This is a genomic window from Paraburkholderia sp. EG304 (assembly GCF_046543485.1).
Lineage (GTDB): Bacteria > Pseudomonadota > Gammaproteobacteria > Burkholderiales > Burkholderiaceae > Paraburkholderia > Paraburkholderia youngii.
Genome location: NZ_JBKGUA010000022.1, coordinates 67,775 through 83,668, shown reverse-complemented (window position 1 = coordinate 83,668; position 15,894 = coordinate 67,775). Strand labels below are relative to the sequence as shown.

General features: G+C 60.6%; 11 protein-coding genes and 1 pseudogene. 9 read left to right on the top strand and 3 right to left on the bottom strand.

All coding sequences use genetic code 11. The features are described from left to right. Positions 1-22: 22 nt before the first annotated feature. The 5 genes from ACLFKU_RS24845 (at position 23) to ACLFKU_RS24825 (ending at position 5,840) form a co-directional block, all read left to right on the top strand. On the top strand, positions 23-1,189 hold the full coding sequence (locus tag ACLFKU_RS24845) for an acetyl-CoA acetyltransferase (RefSeq protein WP_410850821.1): 1,167 nt from the start codon (positions 23-25) through the stop codon (positions 1,187-1,189). Positions 1,190-1,222: 33 nt separating this feature from the next. Further along, positions 1,223-2,818, top strand: coding sequence for an acyl-CoA synthetase (locus ACLFKU_RS24840; protein WP_410850820.1), 1,596 nt, complete (start codon positions 1,223-1,225; stop codon positions 2,816-2,818). Position 2,819: 1 nt separating this feature from the next. Next, a complete protein-coding gene (locus tag ACLFKU_RS24835; RefSeq protein WP_410850819.1) occupies positions 2,820-3,347 on the top strand; it encodes a gamma carbonic anhydrase family protein in 528 nt (175 codons plus the stop codon). 104 nt (positions 3,348-3,451) lie between these two features. After that, a complete protein-coding gene (locus tag ACLFKU_RS24830; RefSeq protein WP_410850818.1) occupies positions 3,452-4,765 on the top strand; it encodes an MFS transporter in 1,314 nt (437 codons plus the stop codon). A 73-nt stretch (positions 4,766-4,838) separates the two neighbouring features. Further along, positions 4,839-5,840: an alpha/beta hydrolase gene (locus ACLFKU_RS24825; protein ID WP_410850817.1), complete on the top strand. Its 1,002-nt coding sequence runs from the start codon at positions 4,839-4,841 to the stop codon at positions 5,838-5,840. 19 nt (positions 5,841-5,859) lie between these two features. On the opposite strand, the gene ACLFKU_RS24820 is transcribed toward ACLFKU_RS24825, so the two are convergent. Further along, positions 5,860-7,383 (bottom strand): PLP-dependent aminotransferase family protein, encoded by a 1,524-nt coding sequence (locus tag ACLFKU_RS24820; RefSeq protein WP_410850816.1) that lies wholly within the window; start codon positions 7,381-7,383, stop codon positions 5,860-5,862. A 140-nt stretch (positions 7,384-7,523) separates the two neighbouring features. Between ACLFKU_RS24820 and ACLFKU_RS24815 the strand changes: the two genes are divergently transcribed. From ACLFKU_RS24815 to ACLFKU_RS24800, 4 genes and pseudogenes are all read left to right on the top strand, one after another. Continuing rightward, positions 7,524-8,816, top strand: a complete 1,293-nt coding sequence (locus tag ACLFKU_RS24815) for a 4-aminobutyrate--2-oxoglutarate transaminase (RefSeq protein WP_410850815.1) — start codon at positions 7,524-7,526, stop codon at positions 8,814-8,816. A gap of 34 nt (positions 8,817-8,850) precedes the next feature. Then, positions 8,851-10,311 (top strand): NAD-dependent succinate-semialdehyde dehydrogenase, encoded by a 1,461-nt coding sequence (locus ACLFKU_RS24810; protein ID WP_410850814.1) that lies wholly within the window; start codon positions 8,851-8,853, stop codon positions 10,309-10,311. A gap of 1,284 nt (positions 10,312-11,595) precedes the next feature. Then, positions 11,596-12,467 (top strand): annotated as a pseudogene (gene tnpC / locus ACLFKU_RS24805) (IS66 family transposase); the annotation flags it as partial. A 148-nt stretch (positions 12,468-12,615) separates the two neighbouring features. Beyond that, positions 12,616-13,527 carry an HTH-type transcriptional regulator ArgP gene (locus ACLFKU_RS24800; RefSeq protein ID WP_410850813.1) on the top strand — a complete coding sequence of 304 codons (912 nt, stop codon included), beginning with the start codon at positions 12,616-12,618 and terminating at the stop codon, positions 13,525-13,527. Positions 13,528-13,609: 82 nt separating this feature from the next. Here ACLFKU_RS24800 and ACLFKU_RS24795 read toward each other — a convergent pair whose 3' ends face one another. Further along, a complete protein-coding gene (locus ACLFKU_RS24795) occupies positions 13,610-14,848 on the bottom strand; it encodes a sodium:solute symporter (protein ID WP_410850812.1) in 1,239 nt (412 codons plus the stop codon). After that, positions 14,835-15,791, bottom strand: a complete 957-nt coding sequence (locus tag ACLFKU_RS24790) for a fatty acid desaturase family protein (RefSeq protein WP_410850811.1) — start codon at positions 15,789-15,791, stop codon at positions 14,835-14,837. Before ACLFKU_RS24790 ends, ACLFKU_RS24795 begins: the two co-directional genes overlap by 14 nt. Positions 15,792-15,894 lie beyond the last annotated feature (103 nt).

The following is a 15,894-nucleotide window of genomic DNA, read 5'->3' as shown; positions in this document are numbered from 1 at the left end:
CATTCTCAATACAGGATTTCACATGCAACCTTCGATTATTGGCTGGAGCCATCTTCCGTTCGGCAAGCTCGACGCGCTCGAACCCGAGGAAATGATCGCAACGTCCGCGAAAGCCGCATTGCAGCATGCGGGCGTGGCGCCGGAGGCGATCGACTCGGTTCACGTCGGCACCTTCAATGCGGGCTTCGTGTATCAGGATTTTCCGTCCGCGCTGGTCTTGAATTCCATCCCCGAGCTTCGCTACGCCGCAACCGTGCGATGTGAGAATGCGTGCGCGACCGGCTCGGCCGCGATCTACTCAGCGCTTGATGCGGTGCGCGCCGGCCGCTCGAAATATGCGCTCGTGATCGGCTTCGAGAAAATGAACAGCCTACCGACGAAGGAAGTCGGCGAAGTGCTGCAGAAGTGCTCGTATGCCAAGGAAGAAGCAGGCGTGGAGGGCGGATTTGCAGGCATATTCGGAACGATCGCCCAGGCTTACTTCGATCGCTACGGCGATCAATCGGATGCGCTCGCCGCGATCGCAGCAAAAAACCACCACAACGGCGTAGCGAACCCGTACGCGCACATGCGTCGTGACTTCGGCTTCGACTTCTGCCGAACGCCGTCGGAAAAAAATCCTTTTGTCGCAGGCCCGCTCAAGCGCACCGACTGCTCGCTGATTTCCGATGGCGCCGCAGCAATGATCATTGCCGCCCCCGAAGTTGCACACGCTGCGCCGCGCGCAATCGCGTTTCGTTCGGCTGTCCAGGTCAGCGACTTCCTGCCCCTCTCGCGTCGGGACCGCACGGAGTTCAGCGGCGCGCGTGAGGCGTGGAAAAGAGGTTTGGACGGCGCGCGCGTCACGCTCAACGATCTCTCGCTCGTCGAAACCCACGACTGCTTCACGATTGCGGAGTTGCTCGAATACGAGGCGATGGGTCTGGCGGAAAAAGGCCAAGGCGCTCGCGTGATTCTCGATGGTGTCACGACGAAGGACGGTCGCTTGCCCGTCAACCCGTCCGGCGGCTTGAAATCCAAGGGGCATCCCATTGGAGCGACCGGTGTGTCGATGCACGTCATGGCCGCCATGCAGCTTGCGGGGGAAGCCGGCGACATGCAGATCCCCAACGCGACGCTCGCCGGCGTGTTCAACATGGGTGGGGCCGCGGTGGCGAACTATCTGAGCATCCTCGAGCGCCGCTCGTAATGCATCTCGGTTTTTGATGAAAAGAGAACCTACATGCTGACCACCGTCATGAACCTTGGAGACCTGCTGACGCAGGTTGCCCGCCGTCATCCCAACGTGCCTGGATTCATTACCGCCGAGCGGACGTGGACTTGGGCCGAGATCAATGCTCGCGTCGATGCGGTCTGCTCAGCCCTGCGTAGGCTTGGCGTCGGCAAGGGCGACAAGATTCTCGTGCATTCCCGCAATAACTTGCCTTTGTTCGAAAGCGCCTACATCGCATTCAAGCTCGGGGCAGTATGGGTGCCGACGAACTACCGTATCGCCCCGCCCGAAGCTGCCTATCTTGGGAAGTCGAGCGCAGCGAAAGTCATGATCTATGACGCCGGCTTCGAGGAGTACGTCGATGCCGTGCAAGCAGCGTCGCCCGCACTGCAAGTCGTTCTCGCGCTGGGGCAGCCGCGCGCTGGCGAGCTGGCATACCCATCGCTCGCGGCTAGCGCACACGAGCCGCTCGAGTCGGCGGAAGTTGACCGTGACGATCCCCTCTGGTTCTTCTACACGTCGGGCACGACCGGGCAGCCCAAAGCGGGCACGCTGACGCATGGCCAAATGGCGTTTGTTGTCACGAACCACCTGGCGGATCTGATGCCCGGCATCGACTATCGCTCGCGCTCGCTCGTGGTGGCGCCGCTATCTCACGGCGCAGGCATTCATGCGATCGTCAATACCGCGCGTGGCGCTGCAAGCGTGTTGCCAGGCTCTGAACGTCTCGATCCGGAAGAGGTGTGGTCGTTGGTTCAGACGCATCGGATCGACAACATGTTCACGGTGCCGACCATCGTCAAGATGTTGACCGAGCACGAAGCCGTCGACCGTTACGATCATAGCTCGCTGCGATTCGTGATCTATGCTGGCGCGCCGATGTATCGCGCCGATCAAAAGCACGCACTGAAGAAGCTGGGGCGTGTATTGGTCCAATACTACGGTCTTGGCGAGGTGACCGGAAACATTACGGTGTTGCCGCCGTCGATGCATGAAGAAGACGACGACGCGCCGAACTGCCGAATGGGAACATGCGGCTTTCCGCGCACCGGCATTGAAGTCGCCATCTGCGACGACGACGGCAATCGGCTGCAGCCTGACGAGACGGGCGAGATTTGCGTTCGAGGTCCGGCGGTGATGCTCGGCTACGACAATAACCCGGACGCGAACGCGAAGGCGTTCAAGCACGGCTGGTTTCATACCGGAGACTTAGGCCATCTCGACAAGGAAGGCTTCCTTTACATCACGGGCCGATCCTCCGATATGTACATCTCGGGCGGGTCGAACGTCTACCCGCGCGAAGTGGAAGAGGCTCTCCTGACGCACGCAGGTGTCCATGAAGTGGCCGTGTTGGGTATGCCGGACCCGAAATGGGGCGAACTCGGGGTGGCGGTCGTCGTGTGCAAGCCCGGTGCGCAACCCGCGCCGGACGATCTGATCAAGCACCTCGACGGCAAGCTCGCGCGATACAAATGGCCGCGACATGTCGTGTTTTGGGAGGCATTGCCAAAGTCCGCCTACGGAAAAATCGCGAAGAAAGACGTCCGGGTGCTTCTCTCGAAAGAATGGGAAGCGTATTGCGTCGATCAGCAAGCGAGTGTCTGACATGGCGCTGTACAAAATCGGTACGCGCCGGCCTGTTATCCATCCACAAGCCTATGTGTCGGAGCACGCGATCATCATCGGTGAGGTCGAGATTGGTCCGGGCGCGTCCATTTGGCCGGGAGCTGTCATTCGAGGCGACAACGAGAAGATCGTCATCGGGCGTGACGCGAACGTGCAGGATGGCGCCGTCATTCATGCAGATCCTGGTTTTCCGGTTGTGGTTGGCCATGGCGTCTCCATCGGCCACCAAGCGACGCTGCACGGTTGCTTCGTCGGCGAGTACAGCCTCATCGGTCTGCAATCCGTCTTACTCAATGGCGTGAGGGTAGGGCCAAACAGTCTGATCGGCGCCGCGGCTTTACTGGGAGAGAACAAGCAGTTCCCCGGCCGCAGCCTCATCGTCGGCGCACCGGCAAAGGTCGTTCGTGAATTGAACGACGAAGCTGTCGAGAGGATCCAGATAAACGCGAACGAGTACCGGGAGCGAGGCCAGATGTACGCAACGCAGCTGGAAAGAGTGGATATCTAGCGGCACGGATGCCCGGCAAGCCTACGCTGTATTGGGCCTGACAACGGGCTTCGCAACAGGCCTACGCGCACCAGCCGCTGCAACCAAAATTTAGGAGACAGGCCGTGAATACTTCCATCAAGGCGCCATCTGCCCGGCAGGTGGCGGCGGCAGTGATCGGTAACGCACTCGAGTGTTATGACTTCGTGATCTTCGGGCTTCTCACGGCCATCATTTCAACGGTATTTTTCCCGTCGGGAAATGAATATGCATCGATTCTTTTGACCACCGCGACCTTTGGCGCAGGTTTCTTCATGCGTCCGGTCGGCGGAATTTTGATTGCGATCTATGCGAACCGAAAGGGCCGGAAAGCGGCAATGCAACTCATCATAGCGATGATGACCATTGCGACGGCGTTGATTGCCTTTACGCCGTCCTTTGCAGTCATCGGCGCGGCAAGCTCCGTAGTCGTCGTTGCAGCGAGATTGCTTCAGGGATTCGCCACTGGCGGTGAGTTCGCCAGTTCGACGGCGCTTCTCGTTGAAATGAGTCCTCGTGAGAGGCGAGGCTTCTATGGCTCATGGATGGGCTTTGGACAAGCGCTGTGCTTCCTGCTCGGCGCGGGAGCGGGCGCGCTCATCACCCACTCGCTGAGTCACGACCAGCTTTACGGCTGGGGCTGGCGGATTCCTTTCATGTTCGGCTTGCTTATCGCACCCGTGGGTTACTGGTTTCGGCGCCATGTCGAGGAACCGAACGTGGAGCGTGTCGAGCAAGCTGAGCTACCCCAAGGCATGCGAAAACCGCGTCAGATCAGAGCGGCGCTGTGTGGATTCTTTTTGACGTCGGCTTCAACGATTGCGCAATATGTGCTCGTTGCCTATATGCCGACCTTCGCCAACAAGTATCTCGGCATTCGCCTGGACGACGCATTCGCATCGCAATGCCTTTGCCTCATCGTGATGATCGTCTCGATTCCTCTTTTCGGCGCGCTGTCCGACCGTATTGGGAGAAAGAGCGTCTTGCTTTTCGGTCTAGTCTCGTACGCAGCGATATTGCTCCCGCTTTTCGGGTGGTTGGTTTCCGCGCCCAGCTTCCTGAGGCTCGTCGTAACACTCGTCCTGCTCTCGACCCCCGTGGCAATGTTGTTGGCGGTGTACGCGCCGGCGATGGCCGAGCAATTCACTTTCAAGCACCGGTCGCTTGGTCTGGCGATCAGCTACAACATCGCGGTTCTGCTTTTTGGGGGCTTTGCTCAGCTCATCATCACTTGGATCTTACACACGACGGGATCGATGATGACGCCCGCCTACTATCTGCTCGTCGGCGCCGGGCTCGGTATCGTCGGGAGCCTGCTTGCAAAGGCGCCGGCTACTGAGTCCAACTTTGTTAGCGATCGCGGCCGTGCTGATGCAAGGGCTTTCGACATTTCATCGTGACAGCGCGATATTCCCCGCTTATGGCAAGCACCAAAAAATTAGATGAAACGCAACTTACACTTGGAGCTCCATTGTGCTGATCAAGAGGAAACTTGATGCGCTATTGCACGTCACGCCTGAACTACGGCCGGCCGGCCGCGGCGTGATCGAGTTCATGGCATCGGCGCCTGAGCCGTCGATCGGAAATTTGGCACGCTTCTGCCAAGCGATGACGGATGAGTATAAAAAGCCTGTCCCGCCCGATCCTTCGGTCCCGTACTTCAGGCGGACGATCGATGGTCGCCCCGCAGAGGTCGAGGTGCCGATCGTTGTCATCAATGCCAAGCCCGGAGCGAGGCGTCCCGCGATCGTACATATGCATGGTGGGGGTTTTCTGTTTGGGGCGGCGGCAGACGGTGTTCGGTTCCTGCAGGATATCGCGGTAGCAATCGGCTGCGTTGTGGTCTCGGTGGACTACCGTGTCGCGCCCGCGGCAACGTGGGACATGTCGGTCGAAGACAACTACGCGGCGCTGCGTTGGCTGTATGAGCATGCCGAGGAGGTGGGCGTCGACAGAGATCGCATTGCAGTAATGGGAGAGAGCGCAGGCGGTGGACACGCCGCCTTGCTCGCGATCACTGCCCGCGATCGCGGCGAGTATCCCATCGCGTTCCAATGCCTCACGTATCCCATGCTCGACGATCGCACCGGCAGTTCTGTTCGAGTACCCGCACACATTGGAGCGATCCAGTGGACGGAGGCGGCCAATCGGCTCGGGTGGCATTGTCTACTAGGGCAGGTACCGGGCACGGACACTGTTCCTGCCGCAGCGGTTCCGGCGAGAGTCGAGGACGTGGAAGGTTTGCCGCCAGCCTGGATCGGGGTCGGGTCGATCGACCTGTTTATCCACGAGGACATCGCCTACGCAACGCGGCTGCTTTCCGCGGGAATCGAAACAGAGCTCGTCGTCGTTCCGGGTGCATTCCATGCCTTCGATCTGAGGGCGCCTTCGTCTTCGATCGTCATGAGTTTTCACGCGTCTCGACTGAACGCTCTGCGTCGGGGGCTCAGATGTGAAACATGGCCTTTGACCTGATGGCGTCGCAGCGAACGCGTCAGGCACAACGATCGAAGGTCGCATCAAGGGCTTCTGCGAGCGTATCGAAGGCAGGAGGAATTTCGTGGTCCGGCACGCAGGCATAACCCAGTAGAAGGCCCGCGGAGGCGCGTGAAGGGTCTGCGTAGTAGCCCGAGAGCGGCCGAACCACGACGTTACGCTCGAGCGCCGCGTGAGCGACTGCGTGATCGCTGATGTCGTCGGGTAGGCGCATGACGAGGTGCAGCCCGGCGTCCCCGCCCGCGACTGCCAACGCATCGCCGTAGCGGCGCGCCGCAGCTTCCAGCAAGATTTGGCGGCGTTGCCCGTAGAGTGTGCGCATCTTTCGGATATGCGATGCCAAGTGCCCCTCCGCGATGAACTCCGCAAGCACGGCCTGCTGAAGCAGTTGGCCTTCGCGATACAGCTCGGCACTGGCCGTGGCGAAGGTCTCGGCGAGTGGCTCGGGGAGGACGATATAGCCGACGCGCAACCCGGGAAAGAGCGTCTTGCCGAAGCTGCCGACATAGATCACCTGTCCCGCGTCATCCAGCCCTTGCAGCGACGCCAACGGCCGGCTGCCGTAGCGGAATTCGCTGTCGTAATCGTCTTCGATGATCCAGCAATGGTGCTGCCGCGCGTATTCGAGCAGCATGCGCCGGCGCGCGAGGCTCATCACCATTCCGAGGGGGTACTGGTGAGAGGGCGTAACGAGCATCAATTTCGGCGGCAGTGCAAGGTCGGCGACGGAGGGATTGATGCCTTCCTCGTCGACAGGGATCGGTTTCGGTTGAAGCCCTGAAACCTGTAGGACGCTGCGCACGCCCCAATAGCACGGATCTTCGGTCCATATCACCTCGCCAGGATCAGACAAGAGCCGGACTGCAAGATCAATGGACTGATGAATGCCCGTTGTGATGACTACCTGCTCGGGCGTGCAGCGCACGGAGCGCGACGCTCGCAGATAGTCCGCCAACGCGCGCCGCAAAAGCGGAAGCCCGCCTGCCGGCGCATAGGTGAGCAGGTCTTGCCGTGGGCGCCGCCAGTACTTGTTGTGTAGACGAGTCCAAACGCGAGCGGGAAAACGGGTGACGTCGGGCACGCCTGGCATAAACGCGCCCAACTGACGCTTCGATACGCCGATGCCTCTGAGCAGGCGCTGACCGCGTGCGGACAACGCCTGCTGCGCAGGCGGCGGGCTTGCAGCGTAGTGATCAAGGGCCGGCGGCAACGCGAGCTTCGCGCCCGCATCGGGCGCCTTATCGATCGCCCCCACGATCTCATCGGGCGAGGTGTCGGCAACGAAGGTGCCGCGGCCTGTCGATGACGATACGTAGCCCTCTAGCGCAAGTTGCTCGTATACCTGAATGACGGTGTTGCGCGCGAGCCCGAGTTCCTGTGCAAGCAGGCGCGAGGGAGGCAGCCGCGTGCCTGCCGACAATTCCCTCGACAAAATCGCCTGCTGCAACAGCCGGTGCAACTGGCGATAGAGCGGCTGGTTATCGCTGCGATCGAGGCGCTGCGCCAGCCAATCGGACAGCATCGTCGGCCCCAAATTGGCTCCTAAAGTTTGCGTGGATTGGCTCTGATGATAAGGGCCACTTGCAATTATAGTGGACGGCAATCGATTCATCGCGCGGGCCGTTGCGGACGCGTCATACCTAACTGCGTGAAGGAGTGAAGATGGGAATCAGCAACGCTAATCTGCAGCAACGCAAGAACGCGGCGACGCCGCGCGGCGTCGGCGTAATGTGCGACTTTTATGCGGAGCGCGCGCTCAACGCCGAGCTGTGGGATGTCGAAGGGCGCCGCTTCATCGACTTTGCCGCCGGCATTGCGGTGACGAATACCGGCCACCGTCATCCGAAGATCGTGGCGGCCATTCGCGAGCAGTTGGACCATTTCACCCATACCGCGTATCAGATCGTTCCGTACGAGTCATACGTATCGCTCGCCGAAAAGATCAACGCGCGCGCGCCGGGCAAGCACGAGAAGAAGACGGCGTTTTTCACGACCGGCGCGGAGGCAGTCGAAAACGCGATCAAGATTGCGAGGGCTGCAACGGGCCGTCCCGGCGTCATTGCGTTCACGGGTGGTTTTCACGGGCGCACGATGATGGGCATGGCGCTCACGGGCAAGGTTGCCCCTTATAAGATCGGCTTCGGCCCGTTCCCGGCGGACGTATTCCACGCACCGTTTCCGAATCCATTGCACGGCGTGACGACGGCCGATTCGTTGAAGGCGCTCGAATATCTCTTCAAAGCCGATATCGATCCGCAGCGCGTGGCTGCGATCATCTTCGAACCGGTGCAAGGTGAAGGCGGGTTCTATCAGGCTCCTACTGATTTCGTCCACGAACTGCGCGCGCTTTGCGACAAGCACGGCATTTTGCTGATCGCCGATGAGGTGCAGACGGGCTTTGCGCGCACCGGCAGGTTGTTTGCGATGGAACACTACGACGTGGTGCCTGACCTCATGACCATTGCCAAAAGCCTCGCGGGCGGCATGCCGCTATCGGGCGTGGTGGGCCGGGCGGAAGTGATGGACGCAGCCGCGCCTGGCGGACTGGGCGGAACCTACGCGGGCAACCCGCTTGCAGTGGCCGCCGCGCACGCGGTGCTGGACATCATCGATTCCGAGAAGCTATGTGATCGCGCCGCGGCGCTGGGCGAACGCCTGAAGACGAAGCTGACCGCGCTTCGATCGACCGTCCCGCAGATTGCCGACGTGCGCAGCACGGGCGCCATGACGGCCGTGGAATTCAGTGTCCCGGGCGCCCCGGACGCACCCGACGCAGCGTTTACGAAGCGCGTGCAGACACGCGCCCTTGAGCGCGGTCTCTTGTTGCTGGTATGCGGCGTTTACTCGAACGTGATCCGTTTCCTGTTCCCGCTGACGATCGAGGACGGCGTGTTCGAGGAAGCGCTCACGATTCTCGAGGACGTGCTCGAGCAAGCAGCGGCGGAAGCTGCGTGACGCAGCGGTCCGAACGTTATAAGGAACTGACATCATGACGACTATCCAGCTCAAAGATCCGTCGCTGCTTCAGACGAAATGTTACGTCGCCGGCGAATGGCAGGACGCCGATACGGGCGCGACGTTCAACGTGACGGACCCGGCGACCGGAACGGTCATTTGCGCCGTGCCGAAGATGGGCGAAGCGGAGACGCGCCGCGCTATCGACGCCGCCAATCGCGCATGGCCCGCCTGGCGGAAGAAGACGGCGAAGGAGCGCGCGGCAGTCCTACGCAAGTGGTACGAGCTCATGATCGCGAACGTCGACGATCTCGCGTTGATCCTGACAACGGAGCAGGGCAAGCCTCTTGCCGAAGCGAAGGGCGAAATCCAATACGCCGCGTCGTTCATCGAATGGTTCGCCGAGGAAGGCAAGCGCACCTATGGCGATGTGATTCCGACGGTTGCCAGCGACCGGCGCATCGTTGTCACCAAGGAGCCAATCGGTGTATGCGCGGCCATCACACCCTGGAATTTCCCAGCGGCGATGATCACGCGCAAGGTCGGCCCCGCGCTGGCCGCGGGTTGTCCCATGATCGTGCGCCCCGCGGATGCAACGCCTTTGTCGGCACTTGCGCTCGCAGTGTTGGCCGAGCGGGCGGGTGTGCCGAAGGGCGTGCTCAGCGTCGTTACCGGAAGCTCACGCGTGATTGGCGGCGAATTGACGCGTAATCCCATCGTGCGCAAATTGTCATTTACCGGGTCGACGCCGGTGGGCAGTGACTTGATGGCTCAATGCGCGCCGACGATTAAGAAGCTCTCGCTCGAATTGGGAGGCAATGCGCCGTTCATCGTGTTCGACGATGCGGACCTCGACGAGGCGGTGGTGGGTGCGATGGCTTCGAAGTACCGGAACTCGGGGCAAACCTGCGTGTGCGCGAACCGCTTTTACGTTCATGACCGCGTCTACGACGAATTCGTGTCGAAGCTGACGACCGCTGTCGGGCAGTTGAAGGTGGGTGTCGGCACGGCTGACGGGGTCACGCAAGGGCCGCTCATTAACGAGGCTGCCGTGCTGAAGGTCGAGGAACATATCCAAGACGCGCTTGGCAAAGGCGGCCGCCTGCTGATCGGCGGTAAGCGGCATGCGCTCGGACATGGATTCTTCGAGCCGACCGTCGTGGCCGACGCGAAGCCGTCGATGCTGCTCGCACGCGAAGAAACGTTTGGGCCGCTTGCACCGATCTTCCGCTTCCAGACGGACGAAGAGGTCGTCGCCCTTGCGAACGATACCGAATTCGGGCTCGCCTCCTATTTTTATAGTCGCGATATTGGCCGTGTGTGGCGCGTCGCCGAGGCGCTCGAGTATGGAATGGTGGGCATCAACACCGGGATGATTTCCAACGAGGTCGCGCCTTTTGGCGGCGTGAAGCAGTCGGGCGTGGGTCGCGAAGGCTCTCATTACGGCATCGATGAATACACGGTCGTCAAATACATGTGTGTTGGGGGGATTTGAAGCAACCTTCAGGAGAGATGTCCTGGCTTCTCCAGGGCGGGACATCATGCAACCGGCGCGGCGATAGCGAACAGGCGCTCGAGCAGTCAGGTTCGTTACTGGAGAGCCCCGCACAATTCCTGCTCACAAGACGGTGCTTTGAACAGCGGGGCGGCTGTACGGGCAGCCCCCCGCAGTATTGCGGGCCCGGGGGCACGAACCGCTCCGCAATTCCCGTCGGCGCTAGTCCCAAAGCCGCTTTCCGCGATGGTCTTAAAGCCAGTTCGCGGAGCGCTTTTTCGTGTAACCTATTGATTCGATGGGATTTATGCCGGGACTCATAATCCGCCTCCGAAAGGACACCGTGGGTTCGAATCCCACCCGGCCCACCAAGGCTTTCAGCGGGTCACGCGGCCAGTAAATCAGAGCGATGTCTGCCCACAGCGGCTAGCTGTAATCTTAATTTGACTTGCGGGTCAAATTTGCATATCGTTCGGTATGCCGGTGCCGATGCGTCTTCGCTCCAAAAATGGGTTGAGGCTGCATGCCCCTGACTTGCGGCACCGTTCGGTGAACGGTGGCGAAGGGCTGCCTACCAATGGGCGGGAGGCATGAGATGAGCACGGCTTGCAATGCTTGGCATGCTATAGGCGAGAATGCGAATCTCGAAGATGATTTTTCTGACGCGCGCTGTCTTGAGCGCTGCGTAGGTCTCACTACGGCCCGCATTCGTACTCGGTCGGCACCTAGTCCGGTGGCTCTGGTCGTGGACCTCGCGAGCTCAGTAGGCCTGTCCCAAGGCAGCCGGTGCTTCGGCGGTCTGAGAAATGACCTTCGTGGATGTTGACGCGCGCCAATTTTGGTTCATACGGACTGGCCGGTTGAAAAAACGGGTTGCATGGTATGCGCGGTAAGGAATCACCCTGGTACAACGTCCCTCAATTAGCTTTAATAAATCTGCCCACGATTTCAGCCTGCTTTTACGGTCCTACCAGCTTCGTTGAGACGGATAATTGTTAAAGGAATTTGTGGGATGTTGTACTAGTTCAGTGAGCCGCCGTGTCCAGACCCGAAATCTGCTGATGCAGCGTAACCGGTAAGCCATGGGCGTTATAGAACCCGCGTAAAGGCAGTCGCACAATGCCGCCATTGAGTTCGCTCAGGAGGGGCAAGCGATGACGGCAATAGCAAGAGAAGAAGTGGAATCGGCGTGGCGTGAGAGGCTGTCGCGCTTTGCGCAGAGCGGCGAGACGGTCAAGACGTTTTGCCATCAGGAATCGGTGTCGGAGCGGAGTTTCTACCGATGCACAGCGGCAGTCGATCCTCATCTTACGCGTCAAGCGCATGGACGAGACGCAGCTGAAGGCTGGGCGAGACGGCCCGGGCAAGATGAAGTCGGCGTACTTCTGGCCGGTGATGGGCGAGCACGACGAGATCTGCTTCCTTTACGAGCCGAGCCGGCGGCAGGAACACGTCGAACAACTGCTAGGGCAAGCGCCGGTAGCCGGGGGCGTGCTGCATACGGACGGCTACAGCGCGTATGCATGGTATGCGAAGAAGACCCGTATCGCGCATGCTCAGTGCTGGGCGCACAGCAGATGCGCGTTCGTGAAGGCCGAGGCGATCGAGCCTGCTCGGGTGGCCGAGGCGCTGGCGCACATCGGCGTGCTGTACCGCGTCGAGGAAGAGATCCGGCAGAAGAACCTGGCTGGCCCCGCCAAGCGCGCGTGGCGGCAACTGCATGGGTTGCCGGCGGCGCAGCGGTTCTTCGCGTGGGTGGACAAGCAGTTCGAGGCGCAAGGCTTACTGCCGAGCAGTCCATCCACGAAAGCGCTGGCCTACGTGCGCGAACGTCGCGACGGCCTGTTGCTGTATCTGGACGATCCGGATGTCGAGATCGATACGAACTCATTGGAGCGCACGCTGCGCGCCATTCCGATGGGCAAGAAAAGCTGGATGTTCTGCTGGGCCGAACTCGGTGCCCGGCAGTCGGCAACGCGCAAAGCCTATTGGTGACGTGCAAGCTGCACGACATCGATCCCTACGATTATCTGGTCGACGCGCTGCAACGCGTGGGCCAGCATCCGGCTTCGCGCGTGCATGAACTCACGCCGCGGATGTGGAAATCGCTCTTCCCCGATAACCCGCTGCGCTCGCCACTGCATCAGATTTCCTGAGATCGCAAGCGCGTCGATCAATTACCGATTACGCAGCGAAAGGGGAACTGCCGAAGACCTCGTCGCGGACAGAGTGACCACAGTCGATTGGGCCACGCGGGCGATCGTCGAATCGCGCGTCAGAGGCACGGTTCGGGAAGGAGGCACAATGTTGAACATGCTGCAACTGGAGACGTTTGCTGCTGTGGTGGAACATCGACATTTCACACGGGCCGCGGCTGCCTTGAACATTTCTCGTGGCGCGGCTTCGCGCCGAGTCAAGATCCTCGAGGAGTCTTTAGGAGCATTGCTTCTCAGTCGCGAGCCGCCGCTCACCCCTACGAAGGCGGGTGAAGACGTTCTGCGCTATTTCATGTCGGTGCGACTGCTGCATGATGCGCTGCTTCGGCGCGTCACGCCAGGAAGCGCTGCAACTACCGACCTTGCGCTTGCGGTCAATGCGGATTCGTTGGCAACCTGGTTCGGACCGATCGCCCGAGAACTCGCACATCGCCACGTAGCGCTGGAGGTCGTCGTTGACGACCAGGACCATACGCTCGATGCCCTCGCACGCGGGGACGTCAAAGGGTGCCTGTCTACGGACCGGAAATCGGTCGATGGTTTCCTGGCCGAGCCGGTCGGCCAGATGCGCTATCAATGCGTGGCGACACCCAAGTTTGTCTCCGAGCATTTTGCCAACGGTATGACGCTAGCGGATGTGCTTAGAACGACGGCGGTCCTGTTTAACAGAAAGGACGGCCTGCATGACGTCTTTCTGGAGTCGCGGTTCGGCGTGTCTGTGGGTAAGTACCTCAAGCATTATTTTCCATCACCGGCAGCGCTGCTCGATGCGATACTGGATGACCTCGGATATGGCCTGGTGCCGGCGATGCAAGCCGAGCCATTGATTCACTCCGGCAGACTGGTCGCGCTCGCGCCCAGCCATGATTTGCTGATAGATTTGTATTGGCATCACTGGGAGTCGGAGCCCGAGCCGCTCGCCAAGATCACTGCGCTCATCATTGATGCAGCGCGCCGAAGCCTTGACTATGCAGGGTTTGAGCACGGAAGCCTCACGTGAGCAGTCCATAGGATTCCAAGGCCGTGCTCCGATCCCACACCGGTTCCAGACTTAGAATTTTCCGGCATCGCAGTGGCAGATTTCATGACCGCGCGCGGCGACGAAAAAGTTCGACGTGCCATGCGGCGAGCACGCAGGCCGATGCTGCAAGTCCTGCAGGAAGTGGAAGCCAGACTGGCATGCTGCTGACGCCGGCGTAACGCGCCGCGGTCACCGTCAGCGATGTCGCAGCGCCTGCCAGCATCATCGAGGGTGCACAGCGCGGTGCCACCTGTCGTCCCGCCTCGTGAAGGACAAACAGCAACCCGATGGCCGCAACATACACGACGTTCAAGGAAATGATGGTTGACACGATTGCCTGACCGTCACTCGCGATCGCGCAGCCCATTGCGATGATCAGGATGCGCGACGTACGGCCGTGGCCGCCCGCAACTGGACGAAGGCCTTCAAGTGCGCAGGCCATCGCACGCGTAATGGCTGTGCCAGAGCCGAGGGCAGCAAGCAGAATAACGCCGATGCACACTAGCCCCATTCCCCCGCCAGTTTGTAGCATGATCGACGGGACCGCACTTGCTGCATCTGTTAGTCCGGACAGCCTCCCAGCATGGAGCGCCGCGACAACCGTAGCTGCCGGAAGAAACCCCGTCACCATCAGGAATGCGCTCGCGAGCGCACAGCCCAGCCAGGCATCTCGCGGTCGACGTGCGGCGATGACGAACTGCTGATAGTCGGAGCCGGTGACGACGAGAAAGCCAATCGCGGGGATGGTAGTCACGGTTTCAGCCAGAGGGGCGTTGCCTATCCCGTGTACGAACGACGGCCACCCATGCAAGTACACGTACAGTCCGTTCGATTCGATAAGCGCATGCAGGAGAGCGATGTTTGTCCCGAGGAGGCAGAACGCGAACAGGATTGCAGCCATGCCGAGTTCGGCGGAAGACATCACTAGCAACGCCGCGGCAATTAGAGCCAGTGCATGGGTTGCCGGCAGGCCCACGGCGACAAGCACCGCGATGCCGCCATGGATCTGAGCGGCCAACACGCCGGACATCCAGACGAGTGAGAGTAGCGCCACAAGCTTGCGCACGGCCGGGCCATAGCGCTCGCCGAAGACGTCCCAGATGAGTTGGCGTTGTCGCCAGAGGGTCGGCGCGGCGAGACCAAGCGCGAGCATACCGAACGCCGTGACGATCGCGTACAGACTGCCGGCCATCCCGGCATGGACAGCCATTTCGCCGGAACCGAGCAGGAAGGAGACGCCATAGCTTGCAGAGACCAGCAACGCGGCCACACGGACTGCCCCCAGGTTACGCTGCGCCATTTTCGCCTCCCGCACCGATTTCCCATTCGCGCACGACCGCCTCGGGACCACGAAAATACGCGTGACATACGCGTGCAGTGCGGGCGAAGGCCGGTAACTTTCGCAGGCTGCGCTGAGCATGGCCGAGGCGATGATAGGGAATTGACGGTATCAGGTGATGCGTCAAGTGGTATCCGTTGTTGCGCGGATGAATGACCCAACGCCACAGGCTGTGAGACGAAACGTCACGCGTGTAAGCGAAGATTCCGCCCGGTTGTCGGCCGAAGTGGTCGCACAGCTCCCGAAACGTGGTGATCGCGTGAAAGACGGTGGCGCGTGCCAGCATCCAGAGGCAGACGAACTGCTCGGCGGCACGAGCTCCCCAGACGAGCGTGATGACCCCCAGTACGGCCGCCCACCAACCGATGATGCCGCAGCGCTGCAACCAAGTAAGCCGCAACAGATGCAGATGCCCGAACGTGGAACCCAACCATGCGCGCAGCGTGAGAGACACCTTCAAAAATGGCTTATACCAGCTTTCGCCTGGCTCGGGCCTAACAGCTATGTAGTCGGGATCGAACCGCGGATCGCCCAACCATGCGTGATGGCGAGCATGGAGATCACGATAGAGGGCGAGGCTGTTCAGCAGCGCGGGCGCGATGCAAAGGCGCGCAAGTGTGTCGTTGATGAAACTCGAGCGAGCCAGGTTGCGGTGTGCAGCATCATGCAGCAGATTGCCGAGCGCACGCTGCCGGTTGCCGATCCAGACAACGACCGCTGGGGCCACCCACCATCCAAATCGATGCAGAATCAACATCGCGAGCGCGACGCTGGTCCAGTCGAACATAATGTCGAAGACGACATTGAATACGTCAGGCGATGCCATGGTGTGTTGAATTGCGTTCCAATTCGGAAACGCCGAGCGGATGAGATCCTGGTCACTTATCACGTCGCGGTGACTCATCAATGACCTCCGATTGGGATAAATGATCGTGCCGCTTGCCGTCGCGCGCGGACATTCATGCTTCCCTGCCGACGAGGAACGACAAACCGAGGTTTGATCTTAG